Annotated in this window: 24 protein-coding genes; all 24 read left to right on the top strand. The window is 39.2% G+C overall.

Features of this window, described 5'->3' with window-relative positions:
• Positions 1-319: 319 nt before the first annotated feature.
• The 24 genes from mutM to I2F89_RS01320 all read left to right on the top strand — a co-directional run bounded on the left by mutM (position 320) and on the right by I2F89_RS01320 (position 24,802).
• Positions 320-1,156, top strand: a complete 837-nt coding sequence (gene mutM / locus I2F89_RS01435; protein ID WP_195513280.1) for a DNA-formamidopyrimidine glycosylase — start codon at positions 320-322, stop codon at positions 1,154-1,156.
• Positions 1,129-1,749, top strand: a complete 621-nt coding sequence (gene coaE, locus I2F89_RS01430; RefSeq protein WP_195513279.1) for a dephospho-CoA kinase — start codon at positions 1,129-1,131, stop codon at positions 1,747-1,749. Before mutM ends, coaE begins: the two co-directional genes overlap by 28 nt.
• Positions 1,750-1,806: 57 nt before the next feature.
• Entirely contained in the window at positions 1,807-2,139 is a 333-nt protein-coding gene (locus I2F89_RS01425) for a CsbD family protein (protein ID WP_115357708.1), read from the top strand.
• A gap of 458 nt (positions 2,140-2,597) precedes the next feature.
• The gene (gene nrdR, locus I2F89_RS01420) at positions 2,598-3,083 is read left to right on the top strand and encodes a transcriptional regulator NrdR (RefSeq protein ID WP_071867671.1); all 486 of its coding nucleotides are present in this window, start codon (positions 2,598-2,600) and stop codon (positions 3,081-3,083) included.
• A 22-nt stretch (positions 3,084-3,105) separates the two neighbouring features.
• A complete protein-coding gene (locus I2F89_RS01415; RefSeq protein ID WP_195513278.1) occupies positions 3,106-4,488 on the top strand; it encodes a replication initiation and membrane attachment family protein in 1,383 nt (460 codons plus the stop codon).
• Entirely contained in the window at positions 4,488-5,414 is a 927-nt protein-coding gene (gene dnaI / locus I2F89_RS01410) for a primosomal protein DnaI (RefSeq protein ID WP_071867673.1), read from the top strand. The genes I2F89_RS01415 and dnaI overlap by 1 nt, the downstream gene beginning before the upstream one ends.
• 183 nt (positions 5,415-5,597) lie before the next feature.
• Positions 5,598-6,029: a hypothetical protein gene (locus I2F89_RS01405; RefSeq protein ID WP_071867674.1), complete on the top strand. Its 432-nt coding sequence runs from the start codon at positions 5,598-5,600 to the stop codon at positions 6,027-6,029.
• Between the two features lie 221 nt (positions 6,030-6,250).
• Complete coding sequence (locus tag I2F89_RS01400) at positions 6,251-6,943, top strand: tRNA (adenine(22)-N(1))-methyltransferase (protein WP_115357706.1); 693 nt, start codon at positions 6,251-6,253, stop codon at positions 6,941-6,943.
• A 1-nt stretch (position 6,944) separates the two neighbouring features.
• Positions 6,945-8,069 (top strand): Nif3-like dinuclear metal center hexameric protein, encoded by a 1,125-nt coding sequence (locus I2F89_RS01395; protein WP_195513277.1) that lies wholly within the window; start codon positions 6,945-6,947, stop codon positions 8,067-8,069.
• A gap of 15 nt (positions 8,070-8,084) precedes the next feature.
• Complete coding sequence (gene pepT, locus I2F89_RS01390) at positions 8,085-9,317, top strand: peptidase T (RefSeq protein WP_142433400.1); 1,233 nt, start codon at positions 8,085-8,087, stop codon at positions 9,315-9,317.
• Between the two features lie 200 nt (positions 9,318-9,517).
• The gene (locus I2F89_RS01385) at positions 9,518-10,420 is read left to right on the top strand and encodes a diacylglycerol/lipid kinase family protein (protein WP_115357704.1); all 903 of its coding nucleotides are present in this window, start codon (positions 9,518-9,520) and stop codon (positions 10,418-10,420) included.
• A gap of 13 nt (positions 10,421-10,433) precedes the next feature.
• A complete protein-coding gene (locus I2F89_RS01380; RefSeq protein WP_010735321.1) occupies positions 10,434-10,706 on the top strand; it encodes a DUF1294 domain-containing protein in 273 nt (90 codons plus the stop codon).
• A gap of 10 nt (positions 10,707-10,716) precedes the next feature.
• Entirely contained in the window at positions 10,717-11,769 is a 1,053-nt protein-coding gene (locus I2F89_RS01375) for a lysylphosphatidylglycerol synthase transmembrane domain-containing protein (RefSeq protein ID WP_074799250.1), read from the top strand.
• Positions 11,770-12,215: 446 nt separating this feature from the next.
• Complete coding sequence (locus I2F89_RS01370) at positions 12,216-12,944, top strand: GntR family transcriptional regulator, LSA1692 subfamily (RefSeq protein ID WP_065095944.1); 729 nt, start codon at positions 12,216-12,218, stop codon at positions 12,942-12,944.
• A gap of 10 nt (positions 12,945-12,954) precedes the next feature.
• A complete protein-coding gene (locus I2F89_RS01365; protein WP_195513276.1) occupies positions 12,955-14,256 on the top strand; it encodes a Sapep family Mn(2+)-dependent dipeptidase in 1,302 nt (433 codons plus the stop codon).
• A gap of 168 nt (positions 14,257-14,424) precedes the next feature.
• A complete protein-coding gene (locus I2F89_RS01360) occupies positions 14,425-15,372 on the top strand; it encodes a N(4)-(beta-N-acetylglucosaminyl)-L-asparaginase (RefSeq protein ID WP_071867681.1) in 948 nt (315 codons plus the stop codon).
• Positions 15,373-15,419: 47 nt separating this feature from the next.
• Entirely contained in the window at positions 15,420-15,755 is a 336-nt protein-coding gene (locus tag I2F89_RS01355) for a PTS sugar transporter subunit IIB (protein ID WP_071867682.1), read from the top strand.
• A 75-nt stretch (positions 15,756-15,830) separates the two neighbouring features.
• Positions 15,831-17,183 carry a PTS cellobiose transporter subunit IIC gene (celB, locus tag I2F89_RS01350; protein WP_074799242.1) on the top strand — a complete coding sequence of 451 codons (1,353 nt, stop codon included), beginning with the start codon at positions 15,831-15,833 and terminating at the stop codon, positions 17,181-17,183.
• A gap of 17 nt (positions 17,184-17,200) precedes the next feature.
• Positions 17,201-17,695, top strand: coding sequence for a GrdB-related putative oxidoreductase (locus tag I2F89_RS01345; protein WP_074799240.1), 495 nt, complete (start codon positions 17,201-17,203; stop codon positions 17,693-17,695).
• Between the two features lie 379 nt (positions 17,696-18,074).
• Positions 18,075-20,684: an ATP-dependent chaperone ClpB gene (gene clpB / locus I2F89_RS01340; protein ID WP_108146291.1), complete on the top strand. Its 2,610-nt coding sequence runs from the start codon at positions 18,075-18,077 to the stop codon at positions 20,682-20,684.
• Positions 20,685-20,968: 284 nt separating this feature from the next.
• A complete protein-coding gene (locus tag I2F89_RS01335; RefSeq protein WP_195513275.1) occupies positions 20,969-22,876 on the top strand; it encodes a BglG family transcription antiterminator in 1,908 nt (635 codons plus the stop codon).
• Between the two features lies 1 nt (position 22,877).
• Positions 22,878-23,327, top strand: coding sequence for a PTS sugar transporter subunit IIA (locus tag I2F89_RS01330; RefSeq protein WP_071867687.1), 450 nt, complete (start codon positions 22,878-22,880; stop codon positions 23,325-23,327).
• Between the two features lie 23 nt (positions 23,328-23,350).
• Complete coding sequence (locus I2F89_RS01325) at positions 23,351-23,665, top strand: PTS fructose transporter subunit IIB (protein WP_071867688.1); 315 nt, start codon at positions 23,351-23,353, stop codon at positions 23,663-23,665.
• A 27-nt stretch (positions 23,666-23,692) separates the two neighbouring features.
• Positions 23,693-24,802, top strand: a complete 1,110-nt coding sequence (locus tag I2F89_RS01320; protein WP_019723575.1) for a PTS fructose transporter subunit IIC — start codon at positions 23,693-23,695, stop codon at positions 24,800-24,802.

The following is a 24,802-nucleotide window of genomic DNA, read 5'->3' as shown; positions in this document are numbered from 1 at the left end:
GAAATATCCAGCTCCGAGAATAAGGCGAGAAACCCGAAAATTGTTTTTTAAATTTTTGGGTTTCTTAGCTTATTCCTGAAGGAGTTGTTTCTGGAGTACCGTTTATCAAGGTTGTGATAAACGCATTTTGACCTGAGCCGTAAGATAGAAAATCAAAAAATAGTTTTTTATATTTTACAATTTTATTGCGTAATGTTGAAGGTCAGCTTCTGGAACACCGTTTATTCGGTTTTAAGCTCAGGAACAAAAAAGATTTTATTTCTGTCCCAAATAAGTTCAATTTAAATCAAATAAGTGAAAAATGTAGGTGAGAAAAAGCATGCCCGAATTACCAGAAGTTGAAACTGTCCGAAAAGGATTAGAAAAATTAGTGAAAAACAAAAAAATCAAAAACGTTCAAGTGCTGTGGCCGAGAATCATTGAACAACCGGAGGTACCAATTTTTGAAGCAACGTTAATTGGTGAAACCATCGAATCGATCGGTCGCAGAGGGAAATTTTTGATTTTTCACTTGAGTCATTATGAAATGATTTCCCATTTACGGATGGAGGGAAAATATCAATATTTTGAAAAAGAAGAACTAATCGATAAGCACACACATGTGATTTTCTCTTTTGAAGATGGCAGCCAATTACGATACCACGATGTACGAAAATTCGGTCGGATGACGATTGTTGAAAAAGGGGCGAGCAATACCTATAAAGGGATCTTGAAATTAGGTCCAGAACCTTTACCAGATTTGTTCTTGTTGAAAGACTTTACCTTAGGACTACAAAAGTCACACAAAGCTATCAAACCTTTGTTACTTGATCAAAAGTTGGTCACAGGACTAGGAAATATCTACGTAGATGAAGCATTATGGGAAGCGAAGATCCATCCAGAGCAACCAGCTGATTCTTTACGCCCAAAAGAAATCAAATTACTCCGTCAAGCAATCATTGATGTGTTGTCACGAGCAGTTGAAGCAGGGGGAACAACGATCCGAAGTTATCTCAATGCGTTAGGTGAGTCAGGGAGTTTCCAAGTGGCTTTACATGTCTATGGACAGACAGGAGAAGCATGTGTTCGTTGTCAAACACCAATCGTGAAAACGAAAGTTGCGCAAAGGGGGACGCACTATTGTCCAACATGTCAGAAATTAAGAATACCCAAGTAGGATTTGTTTTAGGTTTGACAGGAGGAATTGCGACAGGCAAGAGTACTGCCGCTGCTATTTTCCAACAATATGGCTTTCCAGTGATTGATGCCGATCAAGTGGCAAGAGCGGTCGTTGAACCGGATACACCAGGACTTCAAGCGTTGGTTCAAGCGTTCGGCAAAGAGATCCTCCAACAGGATGGTCGCTTAGATCGGGCAAAACTTGGACAATTGATTTTCGGCTCTGTCACCGCACGTGAGCAATTGAATCAAGTATTAGATCCATTTATCCGTGGGAAAATCACTGAAGAAATCATAGAGAAGAAAGTAAAATATCCGCTGATCGTCGTCGATATTCCATTATTATTTGAGGGACAGTATGATACACAAATGGATGCCGTCGCAGTGGTCTATATTCCAGAATCCCAGCAGATCGAACGTTTGATGGTACGCAATCAATTATCAAAAAAAGAAGCAGAACAACGGGTGAAAAGTCAATTGTCGATCGAGGAAAAAAAACGACGTGCGGATATCGTGTTCGATAATCGTCAAACCAAGGAAGATTTATCCGCTGAAATCAAAAAATGGTTGTTACTTAATCGCTTTCTTTGAGTAAATCGCAACATTTTGCTATGCTATTTATATAAAGAAAGAGTGGGAGATGATACGATGGGTACATTCAAAAACCAAAAAGACAAAGTAGTAGGTTCTGCGAAAGAAAAGATTGGTGAGATTCTCCACAAAGAAGACTTACAGGAAAAGGGCCAGATCCAAGCAGAAGAAGGTAAAATCCGTGAAGATGAATACCGGGCGAGAATTGCTGAGTTAGAAGACCAACATGTCGAAAAAGAAGCCAAACGCCAAGACTTAACAACAGAACGCAAAGATCCAGAGACAAGTCCTGAAGAAAACCAAGCCCCCCAATTCGATCATCGTTCAACAGAACAAAAAATCGAAGAAGAACGAATGAAACATTATACGGGAATCGAAGATAAACTATAGAGATTACCCAAGCATTTAGTAAAACATAAAATAAAAAAGAAACAGGCTGGTGCTTAACGCCAGTCTGTTTTCGTTCGTTGAGATGAAAACACAACAAATCTTTCAGTTCAAGCGATTTTTTAACTGGGACAGTCGCATTGCTTAATTGTTTCATGTTATACTAAAGTTAGTAATAAGAAAACGTTTATTACGATCCACTTGAATTAGTTCAATAAAAAATCAGTGGAAAAAAATCTAAAACAATTAAGCAGTGAAGTTGTGAAAATTATTTTGACCTGAGCAATAAGATATAAATTGAAAAAGTCCTTTTCATATTTTATAATTTTTAAGCTTAGTGTGAATATCAGCCTTTTTAACACCAATGATTCATAGTAGGTGGAAGAGTTAACTGATGGAACAACTTCATTTGGTACATTTAAATAAGCGATCAAACTACACCAAGAGAGGTGAAAATTACGATGAGATGTCCTAGATGTCAACATAACAACTCAAGAGTGATCGATAGTCGTCAAGCTGACGATGGTCGAGCGATAAGAAGACGCCGGGAGTGCGAAAAATGTTCCTTCCGTTTTACGACCTTTGAACGAATTGAAGCGGCACCTTTATTAGTTATCAAGAAAAATGGTGAACGGGAAGAATTCAATCGTGACAAGATTTTACGTGGATTGATCCGTTCTGCCGAAAAACGTCCAGTAGCGATGGAACAAATGGAACAGATCGTCAATCATGTTGAAAATCGTGTAAGAAGTCTTGGCGAAAATGAGGTTTCAACTAATCTGATCGGCGAATACGTCATGGAAGATTTAGTGAACTTAGATGAAATCGCCTATATTCGTTTTGCGAGTGTTTATCGTCAATTCAAAGATATGTCTGTCTTTTTGAAAGAATTACAAGACATTGTGGATAAAGCCAAAGATTCGGGTAATAGTGAAAATGATGCGTAATTAATAAAGGAGGGAGCATTCCTTGGAAAATGCGTGGAAAGAATTACAACCGAAAAATATTTACCAAGGAAGAAAGAGCAGTCCTTTAAAAGAAGAAGGAAAGTCAGCCTTGTTATCCCTTTACCAACCATTGATCGGGGGAGAAGCGTTGAGTCTTTACTTGACGTTGTACTCGGAGATCTCGTTAGAAACTGGCGTAGGTCCTGAAGGATTACACGCCGATTTATTGAGTAGTCTAAGTTGTGGATTACCACAATTTTATGAGGCGCGAAAAAAACTAGAAGGAATCGGTCTTTTAGAAGTCTATTTCAAAAAAGATGAAAATTTGGGCAATTGTTTTCTTTATGAGTTGTTAGAACCGATGGACGTTCCTGCGTTTTTCAATGATACGTTACTTTCTTTTTTACTTCTAGAAAAAGTTGGTGAACGTCGATTCAACCAATTGACAGAGTTATTTAAGCCAAAAAATCTTTCGCATGAAGGCTATCAAAAAATTACTAAGAAGTTTTTGGAAGTCTATCGGTTCAATGAAACAGTCTATGCAGCAAACCAAGAACAAGTGGAATCGATCCAGCAAAAATTCACAACTGTTGAACCCAAATCATTGATAGCAGATTCAGACTCGTTTGACTGGACGTTTCTGACCGGTTGGTTGAAGAAACAACACATCAATCAGTTGACAGAACCAGTCCTTCAACAAGTGAAAACATACCAACAACTCTATGGCTTTGATGAACTGACTTTAGGAGAGTTGATTCTACAGTCGTTTGATTTTACGACAGAAGAAGTATCTTTAAAAGAACTTCAACGGATCGTCTTGCTACGGCAGCAACAGCAGAATGCGTTGCGACAATCAAGTAACACTCTGGATACCGATCAGCCTGCTGAAACAGGTGTCCCTGTCAATCAGGCGTTGCCTAGTGCTGCACAACAATTGATCCAAGTCGCACGACAAACCCCACCGATGCGTTATCTCGAAGCGATAAAAAAAGAAAAAGGCGGGTATGTTTCCAAACAGGAAAATTGGTTGTTGCAAGATTTGGTCACCCAATCCGGTCTGTCTAGCAGTGTCATCAACATTTTGATCAACTATGTGTTAGTCATAAAAAACCATGCGAGCTTGAATGCGAGCTTCGTGAATACGATCGCCAATGAGTGGGCGCAAAAAAAAATCAGTACGCCAGAAGATGCGATTGAGCATCTCCATACATTGAGTACGAAAGCAAAGCAACCAAAAGCGACAAAACAAAACAACACGTCAAATTATCGACGAAACGTAAGGCGAGAAAAATTGCCTGATTGGGTCAATCAACCAAAAGACGAAACGCAAATCAGTACAGAGAAAAAAGCCGAGATCGATCGTCGCTTCAAAGAGTATCTGGCTAAAAAGGAAGGTGAGAGCTAATGGAAGATGTAGGAAAAGAACTGAAGAAAATCATCAGTAAACGCAACTACCAAGAAAAGTATTCCGAGATGATTGCTGAAGTTTTGAATGATGCGGATGTTCAAGCCTTTCTATCAGCCCATCAAGACCGATTGACGCAAGCGGATATCGAAAAAAGCTATGCCAAACTCTATGAGTATGTCCAAGAAAAAAGAAAATATCAAACGAACGATCCAACGATGATCGCTCCCGGATATGAACCAAAATTGACATTGAATTTCCACTATGTCGATGTCACCTATGTGCCGACAGAAGCACTCTTAGCTCGTCAAAAACAAGAAGAGATCAAGAGTCGTGTGAAAGCAATGGATATGCCCAAAGACATCCAATCTGCTTCCTTTGAAAATTTCGAACGAACAGATGGACGTGGCTATGCAAGCTTAGAAGCATTAGACTTCGTTGAACAATATTCAGCTGATCCTAAAAACTTCCACAAAGGGTTGTACTTGGTCGGAAGTTTTGGTATCGGGAAAACCTATCTTTTAGGTGCAACAGCGAAAGAACTGGCAATCAAAGGATTCACCACAACGTTGGTTCATTTCCCAACATTTGCTGTTGAAATGAAGCAAGCCATCGGCAAAGATCAAGTGGCTGAGAAGTTAGATGCGGTGAAGAAATCGCCGATCTTGATGATCGATGATATTGGAGCGGATGCGATGAGTAGTTGGATCCGTGACGAAGTATTTGGTGTCATCCTACAGTATCGGATGCAAGAACAATTGCCAACATTCTTTTCTTCAAACTTCACGATGAACGAATTAGAACAACATTTGACGGTGACACAACGAGGCGATGAGGAACCGTTGAAAGCCAAACGGATCATGGAACGAATCCGCTATTTGACAAAAGAAATCGAAATGACAGGCCGAAATCGTCGAAATGGCTAATGCCAGCAATTGATTTTTACAGAAACAGGTTGGAGTATCTACTCAACTGTCACTGTTTTTCACCTTTTCAATAAAAATTCATAAAATGAACAAAGTTAAGATGAAACGAATCCATGGACTTGAAGAAATAACCGGATGGAATCATCAAAGCAGTAACGCAAGAAATTACACGGAGGATGTATGATGAAAGCTATTTTAACTGGTCTAGTTGCTGCCGGTCTCGTGTTTGCATTGGCAGGCTGCGGCAACGAAGAAGGAAGTACAGGTTCAATCGATTCGATCAATGCAGAATCGACAGTGGAAACAGATAGTTCTACCGAACAAAAACAAAGTGTGTTTACAGGTACGATCGAAAGCTTCGGCGAAGCGGAAGGTGATGTGTACCAAATCACCGTCAAAGATGTAGAAGAAATAGAAGATCCAGCAAATATCGGTACGTCCTTCAGCAATGATGGAGTGATCTTGAATGCTTCAGTGGATCAAATCACTGGTGGTGTCGATTCCTTGAAAGAAGGAGAAAAGATCGAATTTAAATTGGTAGAAATGGCGGTCATGACGATGTCGATCCCTCCACAAGTTCCTGGAAATTCGATCATTGAGATCACTGTCCAATAAAAAAGAATCAATCGAAATCTTTTGATTACTTGTTAAAAAAAGACTGGGATATTTTCCCAGTTCTTTTTTCTAGTGAACATAAACTAATGTTATGATAGGGACAAGAACAATAGTTATCCCAAAAGCGTAAATAAGTAGGATAACTTTAATAAGTAAGTGTTTGTCCAAAGTCATGACAAATTGGATGCTATCCAAACATTCAGTAGTTAAGGAGTGGAAAAATGAATCACACAGAGTTATCGAAACGTCTTGAAACTGTCGGACGTTTTGTACCAGAAGCTGCTCGTTTAGCAGATATCGGTTCAGATCATGCGTACTTACCCGTCGCATTGATGCTAAAAGGGAAAATCGACTTTGCTATAGCTGGAGAAGTCGTTAAAGGACCTTTTGAATCGGCAAAACGACAGGTGATGAAAAATGGACTGTCTGAGCGAATTGAGGTACGCTTGGCCAATGGATTAGATGCCATCGAAAAGCATGATCAAATCAGCGCGATCACGATTGCTGGCATGGGAGGCTCTTTGATTCGTGACATCTTAGAAGCTGGTCGGCAAAACCAGCGCTTATCGGGAGAAGAACGTTTGGTTCTACAGCCCAATATTGGCGAAAAAACGTTACGAACGTGGCTGAAAGAAAATAACTATCAGATCATTGCAGAAGAAATCATCGAAGAAAACAAAAAGATCTATGAGATCATCGTAGCTGAAAAGAAAGAACAGCCCATCGACTATTCTGAAAAAGAGCTGATGTTCGGGCCATTCTTACTCGAAGATAAAAACGCTACTTTTTCGGCAAAATGGCAACGGGAGCTCAAACAACGTGAAGTGATCTTAGAGCAATTAAAAAATGCGAGTGAACAAAACAGATATGAGACAATCCAACAAGAGGTGGAATGGATCAAGGAGGTTTTATGACATGTCCATTAAAGCACAAGATTTCATCAAAAAATTTGAAAGCTATTGCCCGCAATGGTTAGCGGAAGAAGGCGATCCAGTTGGGTTGCATATTGGCACTTTGGACAAACCGATCCAACGTGTGATGATGACTTTAGATGTCCGACCAGAAGTGGTGGCAGAATCCATTGAGAAAAAGATCGATCTTTTGATTGCAAAACATCCCCCGATTTTTAGACCAGTCAAACGTTTGATCACTGATTCTCCACAAGAAAAAATGTACGCTGATTTGTTGAAACATGATATTGCAGTCTATGCAGCCCACACAAACATGGATATCATTGAAGATGGATTGAACGATTGGTTTTGTGAGCAATTAGGAATTGAGGTCACAGGTCATCTTGTTCAAACGCATGAACGTGGCTACAAAAAATTGATCAGTTATCTTCCAGTGGAGGATGCTCCGCGTTTAAGAGCTGCCTTGGCAAAAGCGGGTGCCGGAGAACAAGGAGAGTATGATAGTACAAGTTTTACCTCGATTGGCCAAGGTCGATTCCGACCAAAAGCTGGGGCGAATCCAACAATTGGTGAAGTCGGCCGTGGGGAACAAGTCCAAGAAGCCAAAGTCGAAGTGATCTTCCCAGAAAATATAGAAGAGAAAGTCTTACAAGCGATGTTTGCAGCACATCCTTACGAAGAACCGGCATTTGATTTGTTCTCGATCGATGCACCAGTTAAAACCTGGGGATTAGGTCGTATTGGGGAACTAGCAAAAGAACAGAGCTTGGATGATTTCGCAGCCCATGTAAAAGAAGTTTTTCAATTGGAAGGTTTACGTGTGGTTCGCCCAACGACAAGCCCACAAAAAATGATCAAACGAGTCGCTATTTGTGGTGGGAGTGGTGAGAAGTTTTATCCCGCAGCCTTGGCTCAAGGAGCGGATGTCTATATTACTGGCGATATTTATTTCCATACAGCGCAAGATATGCAAAGTGCGGGATTAGCTGCAATTGATCCTGGCCATTATATCGAATCATTGTGTAAGGAAAAATTTGTAGAGAAATTTGAAAAGTGGAAAAACGAAGAGAATTGGATGGTTGACTTTTTTGTTTCAGAAACATCGACCAATCCATTTGAATTTAAATAAAAAGGAGAGTCATTTATGTACGAGAACTTATTACCCCGATTTTTAAGATATGTCAAAACGGAAACACAATCCGATCCAACAAGTCGTACTACGCCATCTACGCAAACGCAAGTAGAGTTTGCGCAAGTCTTGAAAAAAGAATTAGAAGATCTAGGCTTGTCTGATGTAACATATAATACAGAAAACGGTTTTGTGATTGCTACACTACCTAGTAATATCGATCATGACGTACGTTCGATTGGTTTTATTGCTCACATGGATACAGCTGATTTCAATGCAGTAGGCGTAAATCCTCAGATCATTGAAAATTATGATGGAGAATCAACGATCGTTTTAGATAAAGAAGGGCGCTTTACCTTGAATGTCAAAGATTTCCCTAATTTAAAAAATTATGATGGCCATACATTGATCACAACTGATGGTACGACATTATTAGGCGCAGATGACAAAGCGGGTATTGCAGAAATCATGACAGCTATGGAGATTTTGTTGAAAAATCCTTCCATTCCTCATGGGGAGATCAAAGTCGCTTTTGGTCCAGATGAAGAAATCGGAGTTGGTGCGGACAAATTTGACGTAGAACAGTTCAACGTGGATTTTGCTTACACGATCGATGGTGGACCTTTAGGAGAGCTACAATACGAAACGTTTAGTGCAGCGCAAGCAAACATCACGATCCAAGGGAAAAATGTCCATCCTGGTACAGCGAAGAATACAATGATCAATGCTTTACAATTAGCGATCGACTTCCACAATGAATTACCAGCTGATGAAGTTCCTGAAAAAACAGATGGTTATGAAGGATTCTTCCATTTGATGGCATTGAATGGTAGTCCAGAAGAGGCGAAAATGAGCTATATCATCCGTGACCATAAACGTGAGTCATTTGAAGCAAGAAAAGCAATGATCACAAGCATTCAAGAAAAAATGAATCAACGGTTTGACCAAGAGCGTATTCAAGTAGAAATGTATGATCAATACTACAATATGCGTGAAATCATCGAAAAGGATATGAGTATCGTTGATCTAGCTGAAAAAGCAATGATCGATTTAGACATTAAGCCAGTGATCGAACCAGTACGTGGTGGGACAGATGGCTCAAAAATCTCTTATCTGGGGATACCAACACCAAATCTATTTGCGGGTGGCGAAAACATGCACGGACGTTTTGAATTTGTGTCCCTACAAGTCATGGAAAAAGCGACAGATGTCATTGTTAAAATAGCGGAGTTGAATACGCAGGTGTAATCGATCCGTTTCATTGATAAAAAAGATTAAATTTCAACCAATAATCTCACATTATTGGTTGATTGCTACACTGCATTGACATATGATTGATTCGAGGCTATTTTAGTCAGTGCTCGAATCACTGTTCATGGGGGAGGGTGAGCGTTTATTTCGCATCCACTCCCTTTGTTTTTTGCAGGAAAGTAGGAGGAATATGGTTTATGAAGAAGTTACTGGTATTTTATAACAAAAGTTCAGGAAAGGATGAAGGGGAACAATTAGCAGAATGGTTCAAAGAGTATGTCGCAAAACATCGACCAGAACTAGAGGTTTATCTAACGGAAACTGGACCGTCGATCAAAGATGAAACATTGAGAGAAAAAGCAAAAGAACATGAGGTAGATACACTAGTCATCATTGGTGGTGATGGCACGATCCATCATATCATCCAAGCATTCCAAGATGAATTAGACCATTATCGTGTTGGCTTATTACCTGGTGGAACAATCAATAACTTAGCGAAAGTGTTAGGCATTCCTTTTGAGAAAGAAGAAGCCGCAGCGATGATGTTAGAGGAATCGATCCGCAAAATCGATTATGGGAAAGTGAATGATAAAGTAGTCATTTCTACTTTGACTATTGGCATATTAGCCGATACAGCGGTCTGGATCAGCCAAAAAGAGAAGCAAAAATACGGTTCATGGATCTTTATCAAACGTTTCGTGAAATTATTGCTAAAAAAGAAAAAATATCATTTAGATATCAAGACGGAAGAAGAGCATTGGAAGGGAAAAGCACAGTTGTTGACGATCACGATGTCCAACTCAGTAGGCGGTTTTACTGGTTTTGATGATTCCGCTGCGCCAGATGATGGCAAGTTCCACATCACCATCGTTCCTTCATTAGATTTTTTCCGGTTTGCATTTTATCTCCCACGTATGATCAAAGGTAAGATCTATTCTGTTCCTGGCATCAAATATCTGACAGCTAGTCAAGTCAATATCCAGGCACGAGAAAAGAAAGTGACAACTCGGACGGATGGTGACACTACAGATGACTTACCGATCGAATTAAAAGTCATCCCAGAAGGTATAACGATCTACGTACCAAAAGAAGAGCAATAATTGGAGGAAGTTGATGGAAGTATTGATGCATAATCCCTTATGGTTTTACTTATTCATTGTGAATGTTTATCTATTTGGCTTGATGGGTTATGATAAACGTCAGGCAAAAAAAGGCGCTTGGCGTGTACCAGAAAGTAATTTGTTGTTTGTTAGCTTGTTAGGCGGTGGTTTGGGCGGTTTGTTCGCACAACGCATATTCCGTCACAAAACTAAAAAAAAGAAGTTCACGATCGTTTTCATGTTAGGAATCATGATTGATCTCGTCTTGATCTATTTTTTCCATTAAGGAGTCGTACATGTCTACTAAAGGAACAAAAATCAAAATCATCATTAATTTATTATTATTGACTATTATTCTCGCTATTATTTATTATTTGATCAACCAATCTTTTGCGGATATTTTCAAAGAGTTGCTTTCAACAAGTGTCCAAGTGCTTCTGGCGATGTTTTTTTTCGGTACACTTTATCAAATTGTAGAAGGTCGCTCAATCAAAGAGATCGCCAAGCCGTTTTCCAAATCTTTCAGTACAAGTGATGGGTTCTGGACGTCTTGTTATATTGCCTTTTATCGGATCGTCTCATTTGGAACGGGTACACTGATCTCAGAAATTTATTTTTACAATAAAAAAGGGCTGAAGTTTTCTCAAGGAGCAGGAGTCACTGCCTTGCATATGATTATGTATAAATTAGCGGTGATCACTTATGCAGTCATTGGCTTGATCGTTCAATTTTCTTTGTTCTACGAAAAGGCACCCAATATGATTTGGTTTATCATTGCTGGGATCATTTTGACGGCTTTGATCATTTTATTTCTTGTGACCGTCTCCGTCAGTTTGAATCTTCAAGTTTTTTTCGTCAAAGTGTCCAATCGTTTATTCAAAACTGAACGTTTACGTCACTGGGTCGATACGTGCAACAGCCAGATCTATTCACTGAGAGAAACGGTACAAACGATCATCCAAGACCGCACCGCATTGATCAGGATCTATTGTTGGAACCTGCTAAAACTACTCTGTTGGTATGTGATGCCTTATCTGTTTTTAGTAGAAAACCATCCACATCTTGATTTTCTTTTGACATTTTCATTTATTAGCTTTGCAGTGGTTTTATCAGGAGTCTTACCAACTCCTGCAGGCATTGGCTCGTTTGAATTTGTCTATCTATTGCTCTTTCGACCTGTAGTTGGAACGGTGGATGCTGTTTCTTCCTTATTACTTTACCGATTTGGCTCGTTCATCTTGCCATTCATTTATGGTTTTTTCTATGTGATTGCAGAAAGACGGAATATCTTACGTCAAGAGATCCATGAAGTAAAGGCAGAAAAAAAGCGTACAAAGGGGAAAATTTAAATAATTTGAACAACTTTCAAGTAAAATTTAAATGGAGAATCAGTCTGAGCTGAAAATGCTTAGATTGATTCTTTTTTCGTTTGTTAAAAAATATCTGTTCAACAATTGTTTTCACGCAGAATAGGCTAGACGTTGCTATCTCTCAAACAAAACAGTCCCTCGAAATGTATGGAAGAAACAATCAACACCGGTAGGGTAAAATTAAAATCCCACGATTAGTTGCTGAAAGTCTATACTTAATGGTATATACTATATATAAAATCAATCGAAAACTTAGCTTTCGACAAGAAAGATTTTCTTGATTTTACTCATCCTACAAGCAGGATAAAAAACGATAGAAGTTGCTCTTTCATTTTGGACAGTTCAACTTTTAGACGTTTGACTTTTGAGGTCAGAATGAATCGACTGTTTGATGAATGATATGTAGTTAGAAAGTAGGTAATAAAGTGAAAAAACAAGCGGTTTTCCAAGATATAGCTGAAAAAATTGCACAACGAGTCAATGATGGAACTTACGTGACCAGTCAAAAGTTGCCTTCAGATTATGATTTAGCGGAAGAATTTCAATGCAGTCGACTGACAGTACGCAAAGCAATTGATCTTTTGATCAGTCAAAATATTTTAGTGAAAGAAAGAGGAAAAGGAACTTATGTCATGAAGCAACCGAAGATCCAAAGCGGTTCCGGTGGCTTACAAAGTTTTACTGAAACTGCCAAGGCTCAAGGAAAAAAGACACGGACAGAAGTATTGCAAGTTGAGATCGTAAAAGAAGTACCGTTGAAGATTCGCCAGATGTTCGCTGACTATGGAAATGAAGCAATGGTGTATCTGTCTCGTTTACGTTACTTTGATGATGAACCAATGACAGTAGAAAACCTCTATATACTAAAACGTTATTTGCAAAATGAAAGTGGTGAACTTCCTCAAGCTCAGCTGGCATCTTCATTATATGAAATAATTGAAGAAAACATTGAGATTGGCTACGCGCATCAAGAAGTCGAAGCAGTCATAAGTCCCCCAGATATTGCCAAGTTATTGCATGTATCAGAAGATGATCCAATGCTTCTCGTCCATTCGATGACTTATTCCCCTTCTGCTAAACCTATATTGTTCGACACGTCTTTTTATCGTGCAGATCAATATACGTTTAAAAATACATTGATACGTCAAAAATAAGAGGTGAAAAATGGATCAAATCAACACAGCAATCGAAGAGAATTGGCTAGATTTTCTGGATTTACTCAAACAAGTCATGCAAGTTCCTAGTGTTAAGTCAGTACCTGGACCAGGAGCTCCCTTTGGTAAAGAAGCACGCTCGGTTCTTTCTTTGGTCATGGACAAAAGTGCCGGATATGGGTTCCAAACAAAAGTAATCGATGATGCGATCGGCTATGCCCAGTGGGGGAATGATGGAAATGATTATATCGGGGTCCTGGGACATCTTGACGTGGTTCCTGCTGGTCAAGGATGGGAGTTTCCGCCGTTTGATCTCAGTGAGAAAAAGGGTCGTTTTTATGGTCGAGGAATATTAGACAACAAAGGGCCTATCATGTGTTGTCTATATGGCATGAAACTATTAAAAGACCTAGGACACCAGCCAAAAAAGAATCTTCGGATCATCTTTGGAACGGATGAAGAAAGTGGCATGTCAGATATTTCTCATTACTTAGCCGAGGAAAGCCCTCCGTCATTTGGTTTCACGCCCGATTGTAAATATCCTGTGGTCTATGGCGAACGTGGTATCGTAAATGTGGTACTCCACTTTACTTTACCCGAAGAGGAACATCAACAAATCAGTCGATTCGAAGGGGACCAGTTCCGTGATCATGTTCCAGACCAACTGCACGTGAGAATTGCCAAAAAAGAAATAAGTGCCAGTGGTAAACGAGCACCAAGTAACGCGCCTGAGTTAGGAGAAAATGCTATCACGATCTTGGTGTCAAAACTAGCTGAAGAACGAATGATCACGCCAATTGCACAGGGTTATTTTCGCTGGATTTGTCAAAGCTTTCATCAAAAACATTTTGGAGAAGGGATCGATTTAGCGTTTGAAGACGAAGATTCAGGCAAGTTGATTTTGACACCTGTTGTGCTACAAAAGTCTCCAGAAGGCTTGCTATTAGAAATTGCCTTACGTTACCCGGTGACCGTATCAGAAAAACAAGTCGTGTTACGTTTGAAAAACCAATTGCCTCTAGGTGTTGATTTAGAAGTGGTTCGTAGTATTCCTGGATTTTGTCGTACAGAAGAGCCAAAAAAAATCGATACACTGTCAATGATCTATCATCAAGTCACCGGTAATGATCCTAAACCAGTGACAACAACAGGCGCCACGTATGCGCGTAAAATGCCGAATATCTTAGCATTTGGTCCTTCATTTCCAGGGCAAAAAGGGATTGCGCATACGGCGAACGAATACATGGATTCCGCAGATTTGCGAACAAATTTAGAAATCTACATGCGCAGCCTCCAAGCATTAACAGAATAAAACATTCAGATAGAACGAACAATTGAAAAATAAATTTCACGTAAAACGAGTTTCTAATAAAACGATGAGTTTTAAAAAGAAACTCGTTTTTTAGTATAGACATAATAGTATATACCATATAGAATATACTTGAAAGCGCTACAAATGTTAGGAGATGGAGGGGAAAAAATGTGGGGAATGATTGCAACTTGGCGCATGGCACATGAAGGTGTCTTGGCGGCTAAACAACAATTAGAAGCACAGTTTTCATGTAAAGATGCTGTGGAAACGGCGATCAAAGTGGTAGAAGATTATCCATTTTATAAATCCGTTGGTTATGGTGGGTTACCAAATGAAAAAGGAATCGTAGAAATGGATGCTGCTTTTATGGATGGAGAAACATTTAAGATTGGTGCAGTTGCAGGGATTACTGATGTAGCCAATCCGATTTCTGTTGCTCGGCAATTAAGTGATGAAAAATTCAATAGTTTTCGAGTAGGACAGGGAGCAACAGAATATGCAATGCTATCTGGTTTTGAACGAAAAAATATGTTAACAGCACGTGCAAAAAAAATCTGGGAACAACGAGTAAAAGAAATCGCTACGTTGAATTTAGATCCTTACGATGGCCATGATACGGTCGGGGTTGTCGCGCTCGATACGCAACAACAGATGGCAGTAGGAACATCCAGTTCCGGTTTGTTTATGAAAAAACATGGACGTGTAGGAGATTCGCCATTATCTGGTTCGGGATTTTATGTGGATAGTACGATTGGCGGTGCGACAGCTACAGGCTTAGGGGAGGATCTTATGAAGGGCTGCCTCTCTTATGAAATCGTTCGATTGATGGGGAATGGATTTACGCCACAAGCGGCTTGTGATCGAGCCGTTTATGGATTTGATGAGCGATTGCGCAAACGTTATGGCAAAGCGGGGGCGTTCTCGTTAGTAGCATTAGATAAATATGGCGAATGGGGGGTAGCTACGAACGTTGAATTTACATTTAGTGTTGCAACGATGGCTCAAGAACCAGCAATTTTTATGGCCAATCCTGGTCCAGATCAGACGACAGTGATCACACCAATCACACAAGCATGGCTTGATGCCTATGAAGCACGTATCAAAGCACCAATTTAACAGCGAATCGGATAAACGGTTAACAAGAATAAAATGGAGGAATAAATATGACAACTAAAAAAATTTATTTATTTTGTGAAGCAGGAATGTCAACAAGTATTATGGTCAATAAAATGATGGAGGTCGTCAAAAAACACAAAATGCCATTAGAAATTGCCGCTTTTCCTGCGATCCATGCGGAAGAAAAAGTCGCACAAGAAAAACCTGTGGCTATTTTATTAGGGCCTCAAGTCCGTCATTTAGCGAGTAAAATGAAAGAAACGTTTGACCCAATGGGGATACCTGTTGGCACGATTGCTCCAGAAACATATGGCATGATGGACGGGGAAAAAGCGTTGAAAGATGTCTTGGGCTTGATCAAAAAATCAAAAGCGCCAAAGTAGCTTAATAAAATGGGATTTCAATCGAAAAATTGTGTCCTCAAACAAAAATAAAGCAGCTGGATGGGAGGAAGAAACATGCAAAAATTTTTGGATTGGTTAGAACGTGTGTTAACACCAATGGCGAAAACAATCGGTGAAAATAAGTATTTGATTGCGATTCGTGATGGTTTTTTGCTATCAACACCCTTACTGATCGTAGGATCGCTCTTTTTAGTTTTGACTAATTTTCCAATTCCAAATTGGAATGAAACGATGAGCCATATTCTTGGAGATAACTGGGCAACGATGTTGAATATGCCTGCCACGGCAAGTTTTGATATTATGACGATTTTAGCGGTTGGGGGTATTGGATATAGTCTGGCAAAACAATTTAAAGTAGATGCCATGCAAGCGGCAATTATTTCATTGGTCGCTTTTTTTATCGTGACCCCTTTTACAACCCTATTTACACCAGAAGGCTCCACTGAAGTCTATGAAGTAGGAAGCTTGCCATTACGTTGGATGGGTTCTAGCGGCCTGTTCTTAGGGATGGTCGTGGCTTTGGTTGCTACCCGATTGTTTGTCGCTTTATTACGTAAAGGTTGGACGATCAAAATGCCTGAAGGTGTGCCACCAACCGTCGTACAATCCTTTGAAGCGTTGATCCCAAGTTTTGTGATTGTTACTCTTTTTATGATTGTCAATTGGTTAGCAAATCTAACCTCATATGGTAATTTACAAGAAATACTATTTAAGTTCCTACAAACTCCTTTACTTAGCTTAGGAAATACTCTAGGCGCGATGATCATAGCCTACTTATTCTTGCATTTTTTTTGGTTTTTCGGTATCAACGGTTCGAGTGTAGTTGGGGCAGTATTCAATCCGATTTTACGAGCACTATCCGTTGAAAATTTAGATGCCTTCAAAAATGGCGCAGATATACCAAATATCATCACAGGTCAATTTCAAGATATGTTTGCTACTTTTGGTGGTGGAGGATCTACGCTTTCATTGATTTTAGTCATGATTCTAGTATGCAAAAGCCAACGAGTAAAAAAACTGTCGCAATTGTCACTAGTACCAGGGATTTTTGGAATCAATGAACCGATTATTTTTGGATTACCGATTGTCTTAAATCCAGTCTTACTTATTCCATTTGCACTTGTACCCACGATCAATATTATCATTTCCTATTTTTGTATGGAGGTAGGATTAGTTAATTATACGAATGGTATTCAACTACCATGGACAACGCCACCGATCATTTCTGGTTTTTTAGTTAGTGGTTGGCAGGCATCTGTTTTGCAAGCATTACTGATCCTATTAGGAATGGCTATTTATTATCCTTTTATTAAAGTGCTAGATAATCAGTATTTAAAAGAAGAAGCAGAGGCGGTACAGGAAGAAGAAGAAATCGATTTTGATGAATTCGATTTTGATGATTTATAGGAAAAGAGGCCATAGGAATGAAAAAAATAGTCTTGATTCTCAATCATTTGACTGCAGGCTTGGGCAGTGATGAAAATGCCCAGCTACCTCCTGGGGGCAAAAAAACAGCTCTTGGACCAGGGCGTACCTTAAATCCACTTTTTCAAGAACACGATACAGAAATCATTGCTACATTGTATTGTGGTGATCAGTATTATCTCGATCACCAAGAAGAGGTAAACAAAAAATTTATAGGTTTTGCCAAAAAATTCGATGCAGATGCTGTTCTTTGTGGTCCCGCGATGCATTATGCTAATTTTGGCATGATGGCGGCCCAATTAGCTTTGGTTTTCAGTGAACAAGGAATCCCAAGTGTAGCTGCGATGTCTGAAGAAAATCCTGCCTTTGTACGCTATGCTAAAAAGATCAATGTAATAAAAATGCCTAAAAAAGGCGGAATTGGTTTAAATGATTCATATAAAAATATCAGCTACTTTATTTCAGCGCTCACTCATCAAAATCAATCCTCATGACTTGATTTTGATGAATCAACTAGTTTGTGCTAAGCAATCATCAGAAATAAATACCCTAGGTCGGAATAGAACCAACCTCTAGAATGAAGGGTAACAACCACGGAATCGTTCTGTAAATGACTGTGGTTGTTGCCCTAATTTTATAGAGGTTTCTTTTTTTTGCCGTTTATTTGGTATAGAGTGACAGACAACATTTACTGTAACTTTTGTCTCAAATTTTTTTGATAATCCTGAGTATAATCTTTGACCAAAGCTGACCAAATGAGTATAATAATCATGTAAAGGTTAAAGAAAACGAGACTTTAGACGGATGTTATAGACGCTAGAGAAAGATATAGTTGACTTTGACCAAACAACTTCTACTACAGGAGGGAAATATATGAATAGTGAAAAAATGACAACTACGCTCCAAGAAGCGATTGCAGAAGCACAACAAGTAGCGATGACAAGAAAACATCAAGAAATCGACATCGTTCATTTATGGAAGATCTTTTTACAGCCAAATCATTTTGGCCGTAATCTATATACAGATGCAGGCATTGATGCAGATGCCTTTGAACAAGAGATTGATCGAGTGTTAGATGAGTATCCAACAGTCTCAGGCAGCAATGTCCAATATGGACAAAATCTTAGTCAAAATCTTTTTCATTTATTGAACGAAGCGGATCAATTGAGAGAAAGTTTTGGCGATGAATTCTTATCCACTGAGATCGTGCTATTAGCTTTAATGAAATTAAAAAATTATCCACTGACGGTTTATTTGACCAAACAGGGACTGAATGAAAAAGAATTGCGTAAAAATATCGAAGACATGAGGGGAGGAGAGCGTGTGACCTCTAAAAATCAAGAAGAACAATATAAAGCGTTAGAAAAATATGGTGTCGATCTCGTCCAACAAGTCCGTAGTGGCAAAATGGACCCGATCATTGGCCGAGATGAAGAAATTCGTGATGTGATTCGGATCTTGTCACGTAAAACTAAAAACAACCCTGTGTTGATCGGGGAACCTGGTGTGGGTAAAACAGCGATCGTTGAAGGATTAGCGCAACGAATCGTCCGTAAAGATGTACCAGAAAACTTAAAAGATAAAACCATTTTTTCTTTAGATATGGGTGCCTTGATTGCCGGAGCAAAATTCCGTGGGGAGTTTGAAGAACGCTTAAAAGCAGTCTTGAAAGAAGTGAAGAAAAGCGATGGGCGGATCATCTTGTTCATCGATGAGATCCACAACATCGTCGGTGCAGGAAAAACGGAAGGTAGTATGGATGCCGGTAACTTGCTTAAACCGATGTTAGCTCGTGGGGAGCTTCATTTGATCGGTGCGACTACTTTAGATGAATACCGCCAATACATGGAAAAAGACAAGGCGTTAGAGCGACGTTTCCAAAAAGTATTAGTGAAGGAACCAACTGTTGAAGATACGATCAGTATTCTGCGGGGGTTGAAAGAACGTTTTGAGATTCACCATAGCGTCAATATTCACGATAATGCTCTGGTTGCGGCAGCTACATTATCCGATCGCTATATCACAGATCGCTTTTTACCTGATAAAGCCATTGATTTGATCGATGAAGCAAGTGCGACGATCCGAGTAGAAATGAATTCCATGCCAACGGAATTAGATCAAGTGACTCGTCGTTTGATGCAGTTGGAAATCGAAGAAGCAGCCTTGAAGAAAGAATCTGATGATGCAAGTAAAAAACGTTTGAAGAACTTACAAGAAGAACTAGCCGATCTTCGAGAAGAAGCCAATGCGATGAAGATGCAGTGGGAAACTGAAAAAGAAGAAGTAAATACCGTATCTTCTAAACGTGCAGAAATCGATAAGGCAAAACATGAATTAGAAGACGCAGAAAACAATTATGATCTTGAGCGTGCCGCTGTTTTACGTCATGGTACGATTCCACAATTAGAGAAAGAATTAGCAGAACTAGAAGCAAAAACAAAAGACAGTGACATCAAGATGGTACAAGAATCTGTCACTGAAAATGAGATTGCTCAAGTTGTAGGTCGTTTAACAGGGATTCCAGTAACGAAACTCGTGGAAGGTGAACGAGAAAAACTAATCAAGTTGAATGAAACACTTCATAAACGTGTCATTGGGCAAGATGAAGCGGTAGACGCAGTGAGTGATGCGGTCATTCGTTCTCGTGCAGGATTACAAGATCCAAACCGACCATTAGGTTCATTCTTATTCTTAGGACCAACTGGTGTCGGTAAAACAGAACTGGCAAAAGCTTTAGCAGAAAACTTGTTTGATTCTGAAGAGCATATGGTGCGGATCGACATGAGTGAATATATGGAAAAACATGCGGTTTCTCGTTTAGTTGGTGCACCTCCAGGTTACATTGGCTACGAAGAAGGTGGACAGCTAACAGAGGCTGTGCGACGAAACCCATATACGATCGTTTTGCTCGATGAAATTGAAAAGGCACATCCAGATGTCTTCAATATTTTATTACAAGTATTGGACGATGGACGTTTGACGGATTCAAAAGGTCGAGTCGTTGACTTTAAAAATACGGTGATGATCATGACAAGCAATATCGGTTCTCAATTATTGTTAGAAGGTGTCACCGCGGAAGGTACAATTCCAGAAGAAGTCGAAGAACAAGTGAGAACGATCCTTCGTGGTCATTTCAAACCAGAATTTTTGAATCGTATTGATGACACGATTCTATTTACACCATTAAGCCTAAACAATGTCAAAGGGATCGTTGACAAGATGGTTTCTCATTTGGCACATCGTTTAGAAAATCAAGAAATCATCTTGGAAATCAGTGACGAAGCAAAAACATGGATTGCAGAAAATGCGTATGAGCCTGCATATGGGGCACGCCCATTAAAACGATTCATTACAAAAGAAGTTGAAACGCCTTTGGCTAAAGAAATCGTAGCTGGCAAGATCATGCCAAAATCAAAAGTAACAATCACATTGTTTGATCACCACTTAGCATTCGCAACTGAAAACTTACCCGAAGACGAATAATAAGAAGCGCTTGTATCACCCTTATACATGACAGAAGCGGAAATCATTACCTGTCAAAGTAGTGGACTATTACTGATAGTCTGCACTTTGACAGGTATTTTTTTTCGTCTATACTTTAATAAACAATTACTTGGTTCATCGAAGAAACAGAAACTAAAAAATGAATGGCGTAGTCAAGTTAGCGACTAAACCTATGATTTACTGTATTCAAAACGGTAAAAGTAAGTGTTTTCATAAAACGGCAGACAAGCTAAGATAGAAAATGTAGATGAGGTGATAGTGTGATGATCAAGGAACGGGAAAAAGCAATCATTCAATATATTTTGATGAACGAACATACGACGGTCACAAAAATAGCAAAACACATGAATTTATCGAATAAAACAGTTTCACAATCACTAAAACTGATCGATGAGCTATTTAGCGGAACAACCATCGAACTAATTAGAAAACCACGAGTCGGTGTCTCGATCAACGGTGATCCAAACGAAATATTAAATCAGATCGATACAACGAACATGGTAACAGTTCCAGCTTCTAAAAAAGAACGTATTCAATTCCTCTGTTTTGAACTCTTGAAAAAAAAGACCTATTTCACTCGCCAAGAACTACAAGATACACTATTTATAAGCAAATCGACATTAGAAGGTGATATGAACCAAGTCCATGAGATTTTCCGCCATTTCAACGTTAGCATCGATCGATTGCCTGGTAAAGGTTCATTTCTAAACTTATCAGAGCAAGAAAAAAGACGCTTAGCCTTTGATCTGATTTACTATTTTTGGGGTAGTAATTGGAAAATCACCAAAAAGAACCAGCTATATCTACACTCGATCCAAGGTATTCCTCCTTTTGTCAATGATTTCATCGACATGAAGAACATCACATTAGTTGATACAATGTTGCAGGAATATCTAAAAGATGCACAAATAAGGTTGAATGATACGACCTATCATTCATTATTGCTCCATCTGTTGATCATGATTGATCGCGTAAGAGAGGATAACTATTTAGAAAGTGAAGGAGTATTTGGAAAAGTCAGAGAAAATAAACCATTTGATTTATTCATTCTAAAACTAGAAAAAACTTTCTCATTGACATTACCTTCTTCTGAAGTCCGTTATATTCTCTTACACTTAGAAGGTGATACATTGCTTGAACAAACGAAGCAAATACAGGAAGTGACAGATGAACGCATTCGACAATTGATTCACGAAAATGTAACCCTTTACAATGAAAGTATCATTTTAGGATTAGTTACACACATCAAAGAAGCAGTCTTGCGTATCAAAAAAGGACTGTTGATCCATAATCCTTTTTTACAAGATGTGAAGAAAAACTTTCCTGTGGCTTTTACAGAAGCGATCCAATTAGCTAATGCCTTGAGCAAAGATTTTGTGATCAACGTCCCAGAAGATGAAGTCGCTTTTCTTGCTGTCCATATCCAAGCAATGAAAGAGCAAAAAGAAGAAAAATATCAGAAGAAAGTCAGTGTCTTACTTGTGTGTAGCAGTGGCAAAGGCACATCACAACTCTTGGCTGCCCGACTTCGTAGAAATTATGAGAAGATCGAAATTTCTAGGATACTTTCAATCCAAGAGTTGATGCAGACATCGATCGATGAAGATCTGGTGATATCGACTGTCAACTTGAACCTAGAGACAATACCAACGATCAATGTTTCACCGGTTCTCAACAAATCAGAACGTCAAAAAATTGAGCGTTTTTTAAAGGATGCTCAAAATAATACCATCAAGCCAACGAATCACTTTGCGGACTTGATCAAAGAGGAATTGATCTTTTTGGATCATTCATTCTCAGACTATCAGGAAGTGATTCAATTCGTTGGACAACAATTGATTGAAAAAGGATACGCAGAAGAAAAAATCATCTCTTCTTCTTTAGAAAGAGAACAGCTTTCATTTACCTCTTTTGGAAAATTTGCAACACCACACGGGGCCCCTAAATACGTTAAAAAATCGGCGATCGTCTTTTTACGCTTAGCTAATGAATTGATGTGGGGAGAAACGAAAGTCAAATATTTATTTTTCATCTGTATCAAAGATGAAACAGCACAAGAGCTGGAAGAAGTCTATGATGTCATGCTAGAGATCATCGAATCTGGTGAAAAAAAACATTTGCTAAAAGGAACAAAAAATGAGATCAAAAACTATTTGAAAGAGGAATTTTAATATGAGCATTGCAACTTTACTACCTTCTAATCATATTTTTTTAGATATGGAGAGTACAACCAAAGAAGAAACGATTCGTCAATTAGGGGAAGTTTTAACGAATAACGGCTTAGTCAACAATAAAGAAGCTTATATCCAGTCTGTATTAGAAAGAGAAGAACATTCGACGACAGGCATTGGGAACAATATTGCCATTCCTCATGGGAAAAGTGAAGCAGTCAGTGAGCCAGCAATTGTTTTTGCACGATTGAAACAACCAATCGATTGGCAATCGTTAGATGAAGAACCAGTTTTTGTGGTCATTTTATTGGCGATCCCAGAGTCACAAAAAGGGGATACCCATCTAAGAATCTTATCTGAAATTGCGATGAAATTAATGGATGATGACATTACGGCACAGTTAAAAACTGAGACAGATAAACAACAAATCGCGAAACTATTAAGCGAATAAACAAATGAAAAGAGGAAAAAGAGATGAAAAGAAAAATTATCGCAGTTACAGCTTGTGCTACAGGGGTCGCTCATACGTATATGGCAGCTCAAGCACTAAAGAAAGCAGCAGCAAAACGTGGAGATTTGATCAAAGTTGAAACACAAGGAGCAACAGGTATCGAAAATGAGTTGACTGAAAAAGATTGCAAGATTGGGGAAGTCGTTATTTTTGCAGTAGATACAAAAGTGAGAAATGAAGAGCGTTTCAAAGGCAAAACGATCTTAAAAGTGCCAGTTGCCGCACCAATCAAGAATGCCGAAAAAGTCATCGAAGAAGCTTTAGGAATGATCGACTAATCAATTAATCAGTGGGGGAGAAAGTAAATGAAAAAAATAGCAAGTGAAATCAAAAATCATGTTTTAACAGGAATATCTTATATGATACCGTTAGTGATCGCCGGAGCAGTAATCATGGCCATTTCTCGTGTGGGTGGTTCATTTTACGGAATTGTGGATATTTGGGACGGTTCTCATGGCGAGAGTGGGAATGCGATCATTCGTTTATTGCATAGTTTAGATGGTTTCGGTGGCACAGCACTTGGTTTAATGTTCCCAGTGATTTCCGCATTTATTGCCTATTCGATCTCAGATAAACTAGGGATTGCTCCTGGTTTAGTTGGCGGGATGTTAGTGAAAGATATCAATGCAGGCTTTTTAGGCGCAATCGTTTCTGGTTTGATCGCTGGTTATGCTTGCTTGTTGATCAAAAACAAAATCAAATTGCCAAAATCAATGGCATCCGTTGTACCAGTATTTCTAGTACCAGTTTTAGGTACATTGATCACCGTTCTATTAGTCAATTATGTGATCGGTACGCCATTTGCAGCATTGAACGTTGGGTTAGAATCATGGTTGAACGGTTTAAGTGGTGGAAATGCCATCGTTATGGCAGCAGTCGTTGGCGCAATGGTTGGTTTTGACTTAGGTGGACCAGTCAATAAAGCGGCGGTGACAACAGCAATGGCGCTATTGACTAGTAATGTTTATGCACCAAATACTGCAGCACAAGTGGCCATCATCATTCCACCAATCGGGTTAGGATTAGCCACGATCTTTGCGAAAAATAAATACAACAATGAATTAAAAGAAGCTGGAAAATCAGCTGTGATCATGGGACTTGTCGGTATTTCTGAAGGAGCGATCCCATTTGCCGTTGAAAATCCATTAAAAGTTATCCCAATCAATATGATTGGTTCTGCCTTAGGTTCTGCGATGGCAGTTGGTTTAGGGGCAGTGAACACAGCACCAATCTCAGGGTTTTATGGCTGGTTCACAGTGGAAAAATGGCCGATCTATGTACTTTCGATCGCTACAGGTGCATTGTTCATCGCGATCTTAACTAGCGTGCTACGTTCAAAAGATGCTGGACAAGAAGTAGAATCAGCGGTAGAAGAATTTGATGAAGCTGCTTGGGAAGAGCAATGGGAAGCGTAA

The sequence above is a fragment of the Enterococcus sp. 1001283B150225_161107_E12 genome (assembly GCF_015556925.1).
Classification (GTDB): Bacteria; Bacillota; Bacilli; order Lactobacillales; family Enterococcaceae; genus Enterococcus_B; species Enterococcus_B mundtii.
This window is presented reverse-complemented; position numbering and strand designations above follow the sequence as displayed.